The sequence below is a fragment of the Paraburkholderia sp. genome (assembly GCF_047605525.1).
In the GTDB taxonomy this organism is placed as follows: Bacteria; Pseudomonadota; Gammaproteobacteria; order Burkholderiales; family Burkholderiaceae; genus Paraburkholderia.
The window spans coordinates 35,914-50,719 of sequence record NZ_JASGFN010000004.1 but is presented as its reverse complement, the minus strand read 5'-3'; the positions used below and the strand labels follow the sequence as shown (position 1 = coordinate 50,719).

Annotated in this window: 14 protein-coding genes; 7 read left to right on the top strand and 7 right to left on the bottom strand. The window is 61.8% G+C overall.

All coding sequences use genetic code 11. The features are described from left to right. The first annotated feature begins 180 nt into the window (after window positions 1-180). The 6 genes from ehuA (at window position 181) to QM685_RS06870 (ending at window position 5,809) form a co-directional block, all read left to right on the top strand. Window positions 181-1,083 carry an ectoine/hydroxyectoine ABC transporter ATP-binding protein EhuA gene (ehuA, locus tag QM685_RS06895; protein ID WP_415114093.1) on the top strand — a complete coding sequence of 301 codons (903 nt, stop codon included), beginning with the start codon at window positions 181-183 and terminating at the stop codon, window positions 1,081-1,083. Window positions 1,084-1,164: 81 nt separating this feature from the next. Beyond that, on the top strand, window positions 1,165-2,007 hold the full coding sequence (gene ehuB / locus QM685_RS06890) for an ectoine/hydroxyectoine ABC transporter substrate-binding protein EhuB (RefSeq protein ID WP_415114091.1): 843 nt from the start codon (window positions 1,165-1,167) through the stop codon (window positions 2,005-2,007). Between the two features lie 79 nt (window positions 2,008-2,086). Further along, window positions 2,087-2,746 carry an ectoine/hydroxyectoine ABC transporter permease subunit EhuC gene (gene ehuC / locus QM685_RS06885; RefSeq protein ID WP_415114089.1) on the top strand — a complete coding sequence of 220 codons (660 nt, stop codon included), beginning with the start codon at window positions 2,087-2,089 and terminating at the stop codon, window positions 2,744-2,746. Between the two features lie 4 nt (window positions 2,747-2,750). Beyond that, window positions 2,751-3,410, top strand: a complete 660-nt coding sequence (ehuD, locus tag QM685_RS06880) for an ectoine/hydroxyectoine ABC transporter permease subunit EhuD (RefSeq protein ID WP_415114087.1) — start codon at window positions 2,751-2,753, stop codon at window positions 3,408-3,410. A 3-nt stretch (window positions 3,411-3,413) separates the two neighbouring features. Continuing rightward, entirely contained in the window at window positions 3,414-4,190 is a 777-nt protein-coding gene (gene eutA, locus QM685_RS06875; protein ID WP_415114085.1) for an ectoine utilization protein EutA, read from the top strand. Between the two features lie 281 nt (window positions 4,191-4,471). Next, window positions 4,472-5,809, top strand: a complete 1,338-nt coding sequence (locus QM685_RS06870) for an MFS transporter (protein WP_415114083.1) — start codon at window positions 4,472-4,474, stop codon at window positions 5,807-5,809. A 134-nt stretch (window positions 5,810-5,943) separates the two neighbouring features. Here QM685_RS06870 and QM685_RS06865 read toward each other — a convergent pair whose 3' ends face one another. The 3 genes from QM685_RS06865 to QM685_RS06855 are packed head-to-tail and all read right to left on the bottom strand — an operon-like array spanning window position 5,944 to window position 8,070. Further along, a complete protein-coding gene (locus QM685_RS06865) occupies window positions 5,944-6,237 on the bottom strand; it encodes a DUF1330 domain-containing protein (protein WP_415114081.1) in 294 nt (97 codons plus the stop codon). A 55-nt stretch (window positions 6,238-6,292) separates the two neighbouring features. After that, window positions 6,293-7,111 (bottom strand): NAD(P)H-dependent oxidoreductase, encoded by an 819-nt coding sequence (locus QM685_RS06860; protein ID WP_415114079.1) that lies wholly within the window; start codon window positions 7,109-7,111, stop codon window positions 6,293-6,295. Next, window positions 7,108-8,070: a DMT family transporter gene (locus QM685_RS06855; RefSeq protein WP_415114077.1), complete on the bottom strand. Its 963-nt coding sequence runs from the start codon at window positions 8,068-8,070 to the stop codon at window positions 7,108-7,110. The genes QM685_RS06860 and QM685_RS06855 overlap by 4 nt, the downstream gene beginning before the upstream one ends. Window positions 8,071-8,168: 98 nt before the next feature. Between QM685_RS06855 and QM685_RS06850 the strand changes: the two genes are divergently transcribed. Then, window positions 8,169-8,960: an AraC family transcriptional regulator gene (locus QM685_RS06850; protein ID WP_415114075.1), complete on the top strand. Its 792-nt coding sequence runs from the start codon at window positions 8,169-8,171 to the stop codon at window positions 8,958-8,960. Between the two features lie 172 nt (window positions 8,961-9,132). On the opposite strand, the gene QM685_RS06845 is transcribed toward QM685_RS06850, so the two are convergent. The 4 genes from QM685_RS06845 to QM685_RS06830 all read right to left on the bottom strand — a co-directional run bounded on the left by QM685_RS06845 (window position 9,133) and on the right by QM685_RS06830 (window position 14,683). Next, a complete protein-coding gene (locus QM685_RS06845) occupies window positions 9,133-11,166 on the bottom strand; it encodes an arabinofuranosidase catalytic domain-containing protein (RefSeq protein WP_415114073.1) in 2,034 nt (677 codons plus the stop codon). A 477-nt stretch (window positions 11,167-11,643) separates the two neighbouring features. Then, window positions 11,644-12,348, bottom strand: coding sequence for a hypothetical protein (locus tag QM685_RS06840; protein WP_415114071.1), 705 nt, complete (start codon window positions 12,346-12,348; stop codon window positions 11,644-11,646). A 20-nt stretch (window positions 12,349-12,368) separates the two neighbouring features. After that, window positions 12,369-13,136 carry a tetratricopeptide repeat protein gene (locus tag QM685_RS06835; protein ID WP_415114069.1) on the bottom strand — a complete coding sequence of 256 codons (768 nt, stop codon included), beginning with the start codon at window positions 13,134-13,136 and terminating at the stop codon, window positions 12,369-12,371. A 221-nt stretch (window positions 13,137-13,357) separates the two neighbouring features. Next, window positions 13,358-14,683, bottom strand: a complete 1,326-nt coding sequence (locus QM685_RS06830) for a ferric reductase-like transmembrane domain-containing protein (protein ID WP_415114067.1) — start codon at window positions 14,681-14,683, stop codon at window positions 13,358-13,360. Window positions 14,684-14,806 lie beyond the last annotated feature (123 nt).

Sequence of the window (14,806 nt, the reverse complement as noted above, 5' to 3'; positions counted from 1 at the left end):
TCTTCCGGACCGCTTCACGGGCAATTGCGGCGCGGGAAAAAGAATTGTTCTAGAGCAATCGGAACGCAAATATGGCTTTGTATTCTGGGTTGCGTCACCGCTATGCGCGCCGCGCCGCCGCCTTCCATTCAACGCATGCCATTCAACCAGGTCACGCATGACGAACGGGATCGAATCGATATGAAAACCGCGCGAGTTACCGACATGCCGAGTGCTTTGGACTCTCCCCCGGCGAATCTGTCTTCCGCGCGCCCGGCGGCGCCGGCCAGTACCTCGATGCGGCGCGATCAGGTATCGCCGAAGAAGCCGCTGATCCGGATCGACCGGATTACGAAGCGGTACGGTGCGCTGACCGTGCTCGACGAACTGTCGCTCGACGTGATGCCCGGCGAGAAGCTCGCATTGATCGGGCCGTCGGGCTCCGGCAAGACCACGATCCTGCGCATTCTGATGACGCTCGAATCGATCGACGGCGGCCATATCGAAGTGGACGGCGAACAGCTCTTCCATATGCCGCGCGGCGCGCAGATGGTGCCCGCGAACGAACGGCATCTGCAGAAGATGCGCGAGAAGATCGGCATGGTGTTTCAGCACTTCAATCTGTTCCCGCACAAGAGCGTGCTCGATAACGTGACGCTCGCGCCGATGCTGACCAAGGGCGAGAGCCGCGCGTCGGCGGAGAAGCGCGCGCTGGAACTGCTCGAGATGGTGGGGATGGCCGACAAGGCAAAGAGCCGCCCCGCGCAACTGTCGGGTGGGCAGAAGCAGCGCGTGGCGATTGCGCGCGCGCTCGCGCTGGCGCCGAGGATCATGCTGTTCGACGAAGTGACATCGGCGCTCGACCCCGAACTCGTCGAGGAAGTACTGAACGTGATGCAGCGGCTCGCAAGAGAGACCGACATGACGATGCTGCTCGTCACGCATGAAATGGGCTTCGCGCACGACTTCGCGGACCGCGTGCTGTTCTTCGACCACGGCAGGATCGTGGAGGAAGGCAAGCCCGAAGACATCTTCACGCATCCGACGCACGAGCGGACCCAGGCGTTCCTGCGCAAGATCATCGCCGCTGGGCATCGGATCTGAGCGGATCAGAGCGACTTCGTTTATCCAACGTTGCACATACCACGACCACGCCATACCACTACGCCTTAGGAGCCGGAGATCATGAAACTAAAGGGGATGTTGATTGCGGGAGGACTGTCGCTGCTGACACTGGCAGGCCTCGCCCATGCCGCCGACGACAAGCTCGCGCAATTGCGGCAGCAAGGTTTTGCGCGCATCGCGATTGCGAACGAACCGCCGTTCACCGCGGTCGGCGCCGACGGCAAGGTAACGGGCGCCGCGCCCGACGTGGCGCGCGCGGTCTTCAAGAAGCTCGGCGTCAACGACGTGGTCGCGTCGGTGTCCGAGTACGGCGCGATGATTCCGGGTCTCGCGGTCGGACGTCACGACGCGATTGCGGCCGGTCTGTTCATGACGCCGCAGCGCTGTGCCGCGGTCGCCTATTCGCAGCCGGTGCTGTGCGCGGTCGAAGCGTTCGCGGTGAAGAAAGGCAATACGAAGAGCATCAAGACATATGAGGAAATCGCAAAAGATCCGAAGGCGGTGATCGGCGTGGAAGGCGGCACCACCGAGCAGAAGCTTGCGACCGCCGCGAACATTCCGACCGATCGCGTCGTCATCGTGCCGGACGGACAGAGCGGCCTGAAGATGCTGCAGGACGGCCGGATCGACGTGTTCGCATTGCCGCTGCTGTCGATCAGCGATCTGCTCTCGAAGGCGAAAGACGCGAACCTCGAATCGATCGCGCCGGTGCAGAACACGCCGGTGCAATGCGACGGCGTGGCTTTCCGCAAGCAGGACACCGCGCTGCGCGATGCGTTCGACGTCGAACTGAAGAAGATGAAGGAGTCCGGCGAGTTCGCGAAGATCGTCGAGCCTTATGGCTTTTCGGCGAAGGCGGCAATGTCGACGAGCCGCGAAAAACTCTGCGCGGGGAAGAACTGAGCCGGCGCAAAGCCGCCATGCGCTCGCGATGCGTCGGCGCGCATGGTCAACGATATGTCGTGATGCGCGAGGTGAGTGGATGAACGACTGGTCCGGCTACTTGCAGCTAATTCTGAAGGGCGCGCAGACAACCGTCGAGCTGACGCTGATGAGCGCGGTGCTCGCGCTCGTGATGGCATTTGTCGCGGGTCTCGGGCGCCTGTCGCGTTTTTTCGCGGTGCGCGCGCTGGCGACGTCGTATATCGAGTTCTTTCGCGGCACCTCGGTATTCGTGCAACTGTTCTGGGCGTACTTCGTGTTGCCGATGGCCGGCCTCACGCTGACGCCGTTGCAGGCCGGCGTGCTTGCGCTCGGTCTGAACGTGGGCGCGTACGGCGCCGAAGTGGTGCGGGGCGCGGTGGCCGCGATCGGTCACGAGCAGCGCAGCGCATGCATCGCGCTGAATCTGACCGGATATCAGCGGATGCGGCACGTGATCCTGCCACAAGCGTTGCCGTTGATGATGCCGACGTTCGGTAACAACGCGATCGAGCTGCTGAAGGGCACGGCCGTCGTATCGCTGATTTCGCTCGGTGACATGACGTTCCAGGCGCAGGTCGTCCGTTCGCAGACTGGCAATACGTTGATACCGTTTGCGACGATTCTCGCGTTGTACTTCGCGATGGCCTGCGTGATCTCGTTCGGCATGCGCAAGCTGGAAAACCGGATGAGCTTCGGTCTCGACCGGATGAGGAGATAAACGTATGGAATGGGACTGGAGTTTCGTGCGCGACATTCTGCCGATCCTGCTGCAAGGCCTGAAGATCACGGTGCTCGCGACTTTACTCGGCGCGGTGGTGGCGGCCGTGATCGGCCTCGTCATTGCGATTCTGCGGCTCGCGCCGAATCGCGCGGTGTCGCGCGGCACCGCGGCCATCGCGAGTTTTATTCGCGGCACGCCGCTACTGGTGCAGCTTTATTTCGTGTTCTACGTGCTGCCCGACATCGGCATACGCATGCCGGCGCTCGCGGCCGGCGTGCTCGCGATCGGCGTGCATTACGCGACCTATGCGGCGGAGGTCTATCGCGCCGGCATCGAGAGCATTCCGCGTGGGCAATGGGAAGCCGCGAAGGCCTGCAACCTGAGTCCGGCGCAAACATGGCAGCACGTGATCCTGCCCGAAGCGGTTCCGCCGATGCTGCCCGCGCTCGCCAACTATCTGATTTCGATGTTCAAGGAAACGCCGCTGCTGTCGGCCATCACGGTTCTCGAACTGATGAATCAGGCGAAGATCATTGCGAATACGGACTATCGCTATCTCGAACCGATGACACTCGTTGGCGTGCTGTTCCTGGGTATCAGCCTGATCGCGGTCGTCTGTGTACGGCTGCTGGAAAGGCGCTTTCCTGCTCCGGGGCATTGAACGATGTCGATCATATCCATTCATCAATTCGACCGCGCGCCGCGTCTGATCGACCGCGCGTTCGACAAACGCATCGGCCTCGTGATTCTTGCCACCGATCACACAACGGAGCCGGATTTTTCGGCACTCGTCGCGAATGAGCGGATCGGTATTTATGTGAATCGCGTGCCGTATGCGAACCCGGTCACGCCCGCGAATCTGCGCGCGATGCAACCGTCGCTGACGGCGGGGGCGGCGCTGATTCTTCCCGATGAAACGCTCGACGTGGTGATGTATTCGTGCATGTCGGCCTCCGTGATGATCGGCGATGCCCAGATCGAGCAGGCCATTCATGCGGCGAAGCCGTCGGCAAAAGTCGTCACGCCGACCGCCGCCGCGGTCACCGCGCTCCATACACTCGGCGCGCGCCGTATCAGCGTGCTCACGCCTTATACGGCCGAGACGAGTCGACCCATGGCCGGGTACTTTGCCGCGCAAGGTTTCGATATCGACCGTTTCTCGTGCATCGGTCTGACCGACGATCGGGAAATGGCACGGATTTCGCACGACGATATCGTCGCATTCGCCACCGATGCAATGGCGCCGGAATCCGACGCGCTGTTTATCTCCTGCACCGCGGTGCGCGCGGCGGCGATCATCGTGCGAATCGAAGCCGCGCTCGGCAAGCCGGTGGTGAGCAGCAATCTCGCGACAGCATGGATGTGCCTGCGGCTTTGTGATGATGGCACGCCAAAGCCCGAACAGGGCCGCTTGATGACGCTGCCGTTGCTGGTGCGCTGAATTCCTCGAGCAATCGTTGCGTAATTGCGTAATTGAATACGCGAGGAATCCGGAGTTGAGTGCATGCATGGAATGGGCGCACGCACGCGAAGCCTGTTGTTTTTCCCGGCCACGGGAGAGTGCTGTCCCGGCGCGTGTATGGATTACCAGATCCGCCGCGGATTTCATGGAAAACCCCGACGAGCGCATTGTCCTGGAACATGGTTGCACCCGCGCGCGGTCGGTATCGTTGATTCGAGCGACGTTGCCTGTGTCGCACAGCCAGACATCGAGGAGGAAACATGCATTACGTACATTCATGGAGCGGCGAGGGCGCGCAGCCTCAGGCGCGCAGCCTGCTGCGACGCGCGATCGCCGCGTCGGCGCTCGGCAACGCGACCGAATGGTTCGACTATGGCATCTATGCATATGGTCTGAGCTACATATCGGCGGCGCTGTTTCCCGGCAGCACGGCGCAGGCCACGTTATTCGCGCTTGCGACGTTCGCTATTTCGTTTCTCGTGCGTCCGCTCGGCGGCCTGTTCTGGGGCCCGCTCGGTGACCGTCTGGGCCGCAAGTCCGTGCTCGCGTTGACGATCATCATGATGTCGGTCGCGACGCTGCTGGTCGGGCTCGTGCCGACTTACGCGAGCATCGGCTGGTGGGCGCCGACGTTGCTGGTCGTACTGCGGATGATTCAGGGCTTTTCGACGGGCGGCGAATATGGCGGCGCCGCGACTTTCATGGCCGAATATGCACCCGATAAAAAGCGCGGTTTTTGCGGCAGCTTTCTCGAGTTCGCGACGCTCTCGGGATTTTCTCTCGGCGCGTTCCTGATGCTGGGTTGCTCCGTCGTGCTCGGCACTACGGCGATGCATGCATGGGGATGGCGTCTGCCGTTTCTGATCGCGGCGCCGCTCGGCCTGATCGGTTTCTATCTGCGCTCCCGGCTCGAAGACACACCGGTGTTTCGCGAACTCGAACAATCGGCTTACAGGGAGCAGCATAGCCGCGTCACGCTGAAGGAATTGCTGGCCGGCTATTGGAAACCGCTGCTTCTGCTCGGCGGGCTCGTGGTGGCGTTGAATGTCGTCAACTACGTGCTGCTTGCCTATATGCCGACCTTCATGCAAAAGCAGCTCGGTATGAGCGACAACATGTCGTTGCTCGTGCCGCTCATCGGCATGCTCGCGATGATGGTGTTTCTGCCTTTCGCCGGTACGTTCTCGGATCACATCGGACGCAAGAATGTCTGGTGGTTTTCGCTGGCCGGTCTTTTTATCGCCGCGATTCCGATGTTCCATCTGATGAAGCTTGGCGTTGGCGGCGCGCTCATCGGCTTTTCGGTGCTCGGTCTTCTGTACGTGCCGCAACTCGCCAGCATTTCGGCGATGTTCCCCGCGATGTTTCCGACCCAGGTGCGTTACGCGGGGATGGCCATTGCATATAACGTATCGACGTCGATTTTCGGCGGCACGGCGCCGATGGTGAACGAATGGCTCGTCGCGCATACCGGTAATGCAATGGTGCCCGCGTATTACATGATGAGTGCATGCGTGATTGGCGCAGTTGCGCTGATCTTCGTTACGGAGACGAAGGGGTGTTCGCTGCGCGGGCAGGGGATACCGGGGAAGCAGTAGTCATTCCATTGGGCATGATGAATGGAAAAGCCCGACGCCGTCGTCTGACGCGTCGGGCTTTTTTGCGATTTGATTTTTGGGCAGATCCGCTGGCGGATTGGCGACAATCATCCGCCGCGGGTCGCCGATGTCTGTCAGGTCATATCGCCTTCGACGATAACCAGTTCGCGCTTCGACGCGCGCACCGCGAATGACTTCGCTTCCTGATACGCACTGTCTTCGTAGCAGGCTTTGGCCGCTTCCAGCGACGGAAACTCGACCACTACTACGCGGCTCGAACCCTGCGACTCCTTCAGCGCGCTCGCCGTGTCCAGCGCCTTCACCTTGGCCTGATACTTTTCGGCGATCGGCTTCCACAACGCGCTGTATTGCTTCTGCGCGTCCTGATCGGTGACTTCACCGCCAAAGATGATCCAGTAACCCTTCATGCAAGCCTCCAGAGAAAAAATGTTCCCGAGCCGGCTAACGGCTCGTGACCGATCGTCATGCGTCCTGCTGCGTACCGTTATCACCGGGCGATGATAGCCAACTCTTGGCGGCTGTCTCGAACGTCTGCCCTGCACGGGGATTCCATTGCACGCCGGAGCGCGCTTCTACGCCGGGTTTGAGCCGCTGCGTGTCGTCATAGTCGCACCATGGATGAAAGAATAACGGCTCGGCGCGGTCGAGGTTCTGCAAGCGTCGCGCGTATTCGTCGAGATAGGTCGCTCGTATCGTAGCAGGCACTTTGGCAGGCATCCATGCAACGAACGGCGGCAGTACTGTGAAGCCGGTATACGCGAGAATGCCGTTGTGAATAGGCCAGAGCACATGCAGCATGTCGCCGTCGATACCGTTCGGCTCGTACAGCGTGCTCGCGGTGCCGGTCGTGATGGACAGCATCGCACGCTTGCCCTTGAAGTGCCCCAATTCGTACTTTCGTCCGGCCGAATATGCGAAGCCGCGGCTGAATACGCGATCGACCCATCCCTTGAGGATGGCAGGCATCGAGAACCACCAGAACGGAAACTGGAAAATCAGCACGTCGGCCCATGCCACTTTTGCCTGTTCGGCACGGATGGCTTCGCATAGCGAGCCTTCTGCAAAGGCATGCTCCTGTTCGCGAGCGAGGTCGAGATAGTCTGTATCGATGCGTTCGCCTGCGAAGTCGCTTTCGCCGAGTACCGGCGACCACTGCATGGCGTACAGATTGCTCAGCTTCACGTCGTGACCCGCTGACGCCAGCGTATGTACCGCCACGTTCTTGAGCGCACCGTTGAACGAGCGCGGTTCCGGGTGAGCGTAGACAATCAGGACATTCATGGATGAGCCGTTCCGGTTGAGGGGTGTTCGCTACGACGCCACGAGGGCGGCAGCCAGGTTTCGATCCATGTGTCGCCGTTCACGACGATCAGACCCACGCAGACCAGCACCGCGCCCAGCACGAATGCGGCGGTCGGTCGCTCGTTCAGCAGCACCACGCCCCACACCACGCCGAACAGCGGCGTCATGAACGACAGCACGCCGAGGCGCGCGGCGAGATATCGGCGCAACATCGCGAACCAGATCAGGAAACTGGCGAAACAGACGAATACGGTCTGGAAAACGAGGCTCGACCAGAGAAGCAGCGACGCATGAAAGCGCGTCTGGCCGAGCAGCATGGCGGCAGGCAGCAGGATCACGAACGCGCCTGCCAACTGATAGAACAGCGTCTGCGTAGCAGGTGCTTCGCTCATGCGGCTCGTTCGTACCGCGACGGTCGTCATGCCCCACGCCGCGCCGCCGCACAGGCCGAGCAGATCGCCCAGCATCCACGATGCGAGCCGCCCGTGATCCGGTTCGAGCAACGCGGGTACGAGGAAGGCCAGCGCGATGCCGACGAACGCGAGGCTCATCCCGCTCCATTGCAGCCGGCTCAGGCGTTCGTCGGGCAATCGCACGTGCAGGCCGAGCGCTGCAAAAAGCGGCGCCGTATAGAGAAACACCACCATGTGCGAGGCGCTGGTCCAGTTCAGACCTTGCGCCACCAGCAGGAATTCGAGTGCAAAGAGCGAGCCGACCGCAATGGCCGGCGCCAGCATCCTGCCCTTCAGCCAGCGGTCGCGCGCGACGAATCGCGCATGGAAGAACACCATCGCGGCGGCGACGCCGGAGCGCAACGCGAGCTGAAACACGGGCGCCGCGTCGGCTGCCGATGCCTTGACCGCCACCTGCTGCAGACTCCACGTCATGCACAGCGCGACCATGACGAGTGCTGCCCGACCGTCGACCGCCTTCCTCATCTGTCGTATCCCCGAACGAAACGGCTCACAGTATTGACCGAATCATTTAGCGCGATATAGTTCAAAACTGACAATCGATCCAGCGAGGACGTCAGCCTATGAAACGCGGCATACCGGCTCCAACGGCACACGTTCGGCTGCCGCCCTTTACCGACCTGCTGCCGGCGCCGGTGTTCTTTCGCACCGAGCACATGCCGGCCCACGCGACGTATCCGGTGCTGCGTCACACGTGGGGCGAGTTCGTCTATTCGTACAGCGGTGTCACGGAGGTCAAGGCCGGCAATGCGCACTTCATTGCGCCTCCGCACCTCGGCCTGTGGATCGCCCCGGAGGTAGAACACACGGGTTTCAATCATCACGAAGCCGTGCATTGCTCCGTCTATATTCGCCGTGACCTGTGTCACGGCATGCCCGAGGATTCATGCGTGGTGATGGTGACACCGCTGGTTCGTTCGATTCTCGAACATTTGCGTGACCTGCCCGACGCGTCCAGGCACCAGCCTGCCCGCGCGCGGCTGCTGCGCGTGCTGGTCGATCAGCTTTCAATGTGCAGGACGACGGGCAGCTTCGTGCCGCACAGCGACGACGCGGAACTCAACGCGATCCTGCAACTGCTTCGCGACGATCCTGGCGATAACCGCACCATCGCCGAGCTTGCCGCCGTGGTGAATCTGACCGAACGCACGCTGATCCGCCGTTGCCAGGCCGAACTTGGCATGTCGCTGACCGAATGGCGGCAGCGTCTGCGCTTCGTTGCGGCGTTGCCGATGCTCAGGGACGGCCGCAGCGTCGAATCGGTCGCATTCGATCTGGGTTATGCCTCGTCGTCGGCATTCATCGCGATGTTCCGGCGGCTGACGGGATCGAGTCCGAAACGCTTTGTTGCATGAATGAGCTACCTTCCCGCAGCCGGTACTGCACTGGGCTCGAGCCATGAAGAAACCCCCCAAAGGTTGGACGGATGTCCAACCTTTGGGGGGCAGCTCATTACACGCGGAGCTTTCTGGCAGATGTTGCCTGCTGAAAATCCCTGGTCAGCGGCAACATGTCACGCTCCACGCTTTACGTTTTCGGCCCACTCGGAATCGCGAGGCTCGGGCAGTAATGCGTGGCGCTCAGATACGCGGCCTGCTGCGAGCGAACGCCCGCGGCGCTCGACGTAGGCAGATCGATAAAGACCGATGCATTGTTCGATCCCGCCGGCGCGGTCAACGTCATCGTCACCTTCCACCAGTTGCCCGCTTTCACCGCGGTGAGCGAGGTTGCCTGACCCGCGCCCCACGTACCGCGTACGATCGCACCGGTATTGGTGTTGAGCACCCAGCCGAATTCGGTGCCGCTCGGGTCGTCGGTCTGGATCGAGCCGCCGGGGAAAACCGTCGCGTTGCTGGTGGCGAGCACGTAGTCGGTGAACGTGTACGACTGTCCGCCCTGAACGCGGATCACTTCGTGAATGTTCGATACCGCCGAGCCATTCGTGCTCGTGACCGTCGCGGCACCCCGATTTACACCGGAAATATCGGTGGCGGGCACGGCCGTGCCGCCACTCGACTGCGCCCATGCATCCGGCGTCGCGAGGCTCAGCGGCGAGTTGATCAGATTGTTCGCATAGCAGGCTGACGTGGCTTTATCGGCGGGCGGGCCGTAGAAGCTCGCGATGCTGGTCTGGATCGCGTTGTCGGTTGCATCGGAAGTCGCCTTGGTGATGATCGCGCCTTCGAAGAACTGGATCGGCGCGCCGCTGCCGTCGCCACCTTCGCCGAGCGATAGACCACCTTGCCATTGACCATTGAATGCATGACCCGCGTCGTTGCCGAAGTTCAGCGCTTCCGGCGGTGCCTGGTCATACAGCGAAGTGAGTATGCTTTGCGAAGCGGAGCCGCCCTTTACCGCGAAGATATTCGACGCGGTGACGGGCGAGTACTTCGACAGTACCGTGACGAACTTTTCTCTCGGCGGCTGTTGCGGACCATACAGATAAACGCCGGCTTCCGCATCGACGCCCGGCCAGTTGATATCGAGTGCATTGCACACGGGATCTTTGACATTCGACGGCTGGTTCGAGTCGCCGTCGCAATAGCCGAATACCGCTGCGTTGCCGTTCGAGAACGCGAGCGCGAACATTTCGCCTTCTATTTCTCCATGCGTATAGGTGCTGGGGTTCGCGCTGCTTTCCATGTTTCCATAGGTGCCGCAGCAGGTGGACGACTGGCTATAGTGCGCGCCGGCCACCATGTATTCGGCGATTTCGCTGTCGCCGATCGACTGGTTCACCGTGCCGAACCGGTTGCGATACGCCTGTCCCGCCAACGTGCCGAGTGCCGGAATCTGCACGCCGTGCAGCGACATGAAGCCGAGCTTGGCCGGCGTGCCCGGCAGCGCGGGCAGATCGTTGCCGATCGTCAATTGCAGCGTCGGTGCCTGCGCGGTCAGTGCGGTCGGCGGTTGCAGCAGTTGCACGGTCAACGCGCCGGCAGTGCCGGGCAGCGTGATCGTCGCAAAGCCGTTGAGCACCGGCACGGTCGTGGTCTTGTTGTTGCCGTTCGGCACGCTCAGCGATTCGGTGCCGTCCTGATTGAGCGTGAGCGTCGCGGGCACATTGCCGAATGCGCCGCCTTTCAGCGGCGCAACCAGATCGATCTGGTCGTAGATGTCCGTGACGGAGCAGGTCGTGTTGTTGCAGAACGAGTCCACGCTTCTGACGTTGGCCGAGCCGATCAACGTGCGGTCGGCATTGTTCGGCAGCGTGCCCGCGGTGTACGGATAGACGTTCAGCGTCGCGTTATCGGATGCGCGTTGGATCTGGAACAGCGGGCCCTTGTAGCTCTTCGTCAGCAGGCGGGTCACGCTGTGCGCCGCGGAACAGGGCGTGTTGGCCGTCGCGGCGGCGTCGCAGGGAAGGGCGGTCGCCGTCGCGACGTCTTCCACCGGCGCACTGGAATTCGCCTGGGACGCGGCATCGGCCTGCGCCGAATTCGAGCTGGCCACATCCGCCACTGGCGAAGCGGATGGCCCGCTGTTGTCGCCGTTGCATGCGGCAAGTCCGGCGCTCATCGCTAACCAGACAGCAATCAATCCCATTCTTCTCGACATCATGACCTCCTCCTGTAAAGCCCGTGACCGGGCTGGAACACCTGGGTTATGTGCTTCGGGATAAAGAATCGTCGTGGGTCGAACAGGTGCTTCCCAAACGTGTGAAGTAAAACGTTTGCGAGGTAATAATATTAATCAATAATATCGATTTAGCTCGCTGGGGTAATCCCGTAGGCGAGTCTGAAGGAGTGACGATATCGAATGAGAGCAAGCATGCAAGCGGCACACATCGATGTGCTACTTTTCAATTTCATTACTAATATTTGAATTTTATGAATTGCAGTGAATGCTGAAATCATTGCCGGCAGCGGTGAGCGCGGTGTCGGCACGTTCCGGTTCGAGCCGGGTGGAGATGGGAGACGCGAAGCGGCGAACGGCGTGGGATCTTCCAGGAGGGCGGAAGTAGCTGCGAACGAGCGCCGACTACGGGCCGCGTTTCAATTCGCCGATGGTTCTGGCCGGGCGAGTACGTCGAACGATTCAACCACCAGAAAGAACGGTATCCACAACTTCATACCGCTCGTCGCCAATGGAAATCAGATTGGCGCCGGCGCTCTTCTGGGTCAGTGTATTGCCCGGCATCGGGCGATCGTCCGCTTTCGCGCCGGTGCCGATCACCCGGTCATTGGCGCCAAAGAAGATCGCCCGTGTGCGGCCATCGGGCCACGAGATGACGACCGTCGCCGATCGATCGCCGTGACGCACGATGCCGAACCGGCACATCGTCTTGGTCTGTCCGTTGCCGCGTTCGCAGGGCAGCGTGCCGGTCGTGCTGAAAGACGTCGGCTTGATCGGTGCGTGATTGCCGTGATAGCCGGGAGGTGGGCCGCTTTCCGTCGAAATCGAAATCAGCGTCACGCCATCCGCTTCACCCACCACGCGCGCGCGTCGATGATCGAGGATCGCGCGCGCGGCGGCGCTATTGCCCGGTCCCGGACAGCCGACCAGCATCGCCATATGGTCGAGATAGTTCGCGGTGGCGGCCGACTCGCCGAGCCGCCGGCACGCATCGCCCGCGTGCGGATAGCCGTTGCCCAGCACCACGAACGACGAGGGCCACGCGAAATGTTCCACCGCCACCGCGGCGTTGGCGAAAGTACTGCCGCAGTTCACGACGATCGCGATGAACGCCGTTGACGAGGCGGTCGAACGGAGCGAACGAAAGAACTTCGTCACGCATGCCATCGAACTTCTCCTTACGTCGTTTATCGCCGCGTCACACCGCTCGCCAGTGCGGCCTGCGCTCGCTGCAACCACTCGCGGTTGTGCTCGCGCGCGTGGCGCGGCCAGTGTCTGGCGTCCTGCACGATTTCCGTGTACAGGTTCTCCGCGTGCCGGCGGTCCGCGTCGTCCGGCTGCGCGGCGAGCCAATCCGCGAACAGGCAGCGCGGCGCGACGTCGCTCGCGCAGGTGAGCGACTGTTCGAAGGCCGCGCGTGTGCCGGGCGCGCCGAGCGCGGCGAGCGTGCGCGCATACAGCAGTGCCGGCTCGCCCTGGTTGCGCGCCTGCGGATTGACGGTGAACAGATTCGCCAGCGTCGTATCGGCGGACGGGTAGTCGCCTAGTGCGAACTGGGAGCGCGCGAGGCCGAGCAGCAAGGCGGGATCGTTGGCGAACGGACCATTCGCCGCGGCCTGGAAATGCTCGAGCGCTTCACGTGGATTGCCGGCCGCGAGCAATGCATCGCCGAGACGCATACGATGCTGCACGGTCGGCGCGCGATCGAAATCGGCGCGTGCTTCGCGCAACGCGCGATTCGGATCGACGAATTGGGTAATCGCCTGCGTGGCGACGCGCGCGCCGCGCGATTGCCGCAGGCCCGGCAGAAAGATCGCGAAGAAGTACACGATGCTGCCGAGCAGTGGGAAAGCAAACAGAATGAAGAGCCAGTAGATGCCCTGGTTATGGCGTACCGCATGCACGGCAAAGAAAATCGCAACGAGGACGTGAAGACCAATTCCGGAATAAAGCATGTCGATTCAACCTTCGAGCGTAAGGAAACGCTTGCCATCAATGGCCGCGCCGATGTTCGGAGCCAGTGTATTACAGCGCACCCGGTGCGTGCTCCTTACGGCACGGACCCTAGTGCAGTGAATTGACTCGCAGCCACGCGAACAGCAGCGACAGCGCCACCACGATGACGCCCGTCAGAACGACAAGGCGATTAGCCAATAGTCGACGCATCGCAATTCTCCTAGACGAAGCTGTAGCGTTCGGAATGGTAACGGACGGGCGGTACTTTCATTTCGCCGAGTGCTGTTTCGATCGCGTCCATCATCGGGTCCGGTCCGCAGATGAAGTATTCGTGATCCGCATACTCGGGCGGCAGGTGACGCCGGAACATCGCGGCGTCGATGCGCCCGGTTTCTCCGCTCCAGCCATCGGGCGGGTTACTCAGCACATAGACGATCCGCAGATCGAGCCGGGTCTTCAGTGTTTCGAGTTCCTCGCGAAAGGTCAGCGAGTCCCAGCTCTTGCCACCGTACATCAGTACGAGCGGACGCTTGTCGCCGCGGTCGGCGAGCGTGCGGATCATGCTCATCATCGGCGTAATGCCGATGCCGCCCGCGATCAGCACGTGCATATCGGTCGGATGGCCGATCGTGAAAGCGCCGTACGGTCCGTCGAGATAAACGCGCTGTCCGGCCGGGATCGCTTTCACCTGGCTCGTGAAATCTCCGAGATTGCGGATCGTCATTTCGACGCGGCCATTCGCGGCCTCGGCGCTCGACGAGAACGAGAACGGGTGTCCGGTGATCCGGAACGGACTGCCCCACACGTTGAGCCAGCCGAACTGTCCCGGCTTGAAGCGGAAACCCGCATGGCCGTCGGGGTCCATCACGAGCGTCGTGGTGTCGCCGCGCTCGGCGCGCACTTCCGTGATCCGGTACGGACGCCGCAGCATGAAGAGCGGCTTGAAGAGGCGCACGTAGAGCAGCAGCGCGATCCAGAAGATCGTCATGCAGATCCACAGCGTGCGCTTGAACGGATCGGTCAGATAGAAACCCCAGCCGATCATATGCAGCACGCCGCCGAAGATCGCGGTCAGCGCGAGCACGATGTGCGACAGATGCCAGAGTTCGTAAGGGATCTTCAACTGCTTGCGCCACAGCGCGGTAATCACGAGCACGATCACCGCGCCGATCGACAGGAACGCGAACCACGCACCCCACGGAACCTCGAGCAGCGAATCCGGCATCGCGAGCTTGTCGGAGCGGATCGCGAACAGAATCAGCGGATGGATCACGACGAGGCCGACCGCGAGCAGTGAAACCCGCCGGTGGAAGTGATAGATGACGTCCTCGCCCCACGGCTCGGTCACGTGGCGAAAGCGCGCGGTGAGGCCGAATTGCAGGCCCATCATCGCGAGGCCGGAATAGCCGAGCGCCACCGAGAACTCGGTGCCGAAATTGCGCGCGGGCGGCAGCGTGCCGGTCAGCAGCGCGAATAGCGGCGCGAGTATGAACAGCAGATAGATCGCGGACCAGATGGCCTTGCGTGCAAGATCATGAGACTGCATGTCATGCCTCTCCGTATTGCGGGGTTCCGGCAGTGAAACAGGCAAGCGGATCGCGCCCGCGTCGATGCGGGCGCGCGTCAATTCAGGGAGCGCACGTTACTCAATCAGCGCTTCGCAACCAGC

Excerpts from the sequence above, each read along its gene's own strand:
- ehuA (WP_415114093.1), top strand. The coding sequence starts at position 181 with ATGAAAACCGCGCGAGTTACCGACATGCCGAGTGCTTTGGACTCTCCC.
- ehuB (WP_415114091.1), top strand. The coding sequence starts at position 1,165 with ATGAAACTAAAGGGGATGTTGATTGCGGGAGGACTGTCGCTGCTGACA.
- ehuC (WP_415114089.1), top strand. The coding sequence starts at position 2,087 with ATGAACGACTGGTCCGGCTACTTGCAGCTAATTCTGAAGGGCGCGCAG.
- ehuD (WP_415114087.1), top strand. The coding sequence starts at position 2,751 with ATGGAATGGGACTGGAGTTTCGTGCGCGACATTCTGCCGATCCTGCTG.
- eutA (WP_415114085.1), top strand. The coding sequence starts at position 3,414 with ATGTCGATCATATCCATTCATCAATTCGACCGCGCGCCGCGTCTGATC.
- QM685_RS06870 (WP_415114083.1), top strand. The coding sequence starts at position 4,472 with ATGCATTACGTACATTCATGGAGCGGCGAGGGCGCGCAGCCTCAGGCG.
- QM685_RS06865 (WP_415114081.1), bottom strand. The coding sequence starts at position 6,237 with ATGAAGGGTTACTGGATCATCTTTGGCGGTGAAGTCACCGATCAGGAC.
- QM685_RS06860 (WP_415114079.1), bottom strand. The coding sequence starts at position 7,111 with ATGAATGTCCTGATTGTCTACGCTCACCCGGAACCGCGCTCGTTCAAC.
- QM685_RS06855 (WP_415114077.1), bottom strand. The coding sequence starts at position 8,070 with ATGAGGAAGGCGGTCGACGGTCGGGCAGCACTCGTCATGGTCGCGCTG.
- QM685_RS06850 (WP_415114075.1), top strand. The coding sequence starts at position 8,169 with ATGAAACGCGGCATACCGGCTCCAACGGCACACGTTCGGCTGCCGCCC.
- QM685_RS06845 (WP_415114073.1), bottom strand. The coding sequence starts at position 11,166 with ATGATGTCGAGAAGAATGGGATTGATTGCTGTCTGGTTAGCGATGAGC.
- QM685_RS06840 (WP_415114071.1), bottom strand. The coding sequence starts at position 12,348 with ATGGCATGCGTGACGAAGTTCTTTCGTTCGCTCCGTTCGACCGCCTCG.
- QM685_RS06835 (WP_415114069.1), bottom strand. The coding sequence starts at position 13,136 with ATGCTTTATTCCGGAATTGGTCTTCACGTCCTCGTTGCGATTTTCTTT.
- QM685_RS06830 (WP_415114067.1), bottom strand. The coding sequence starts at position 14,683 with ATGCAGTCTCATGATCTTGCACGCAAGGCCATCTGGTCCGCGATCTAT.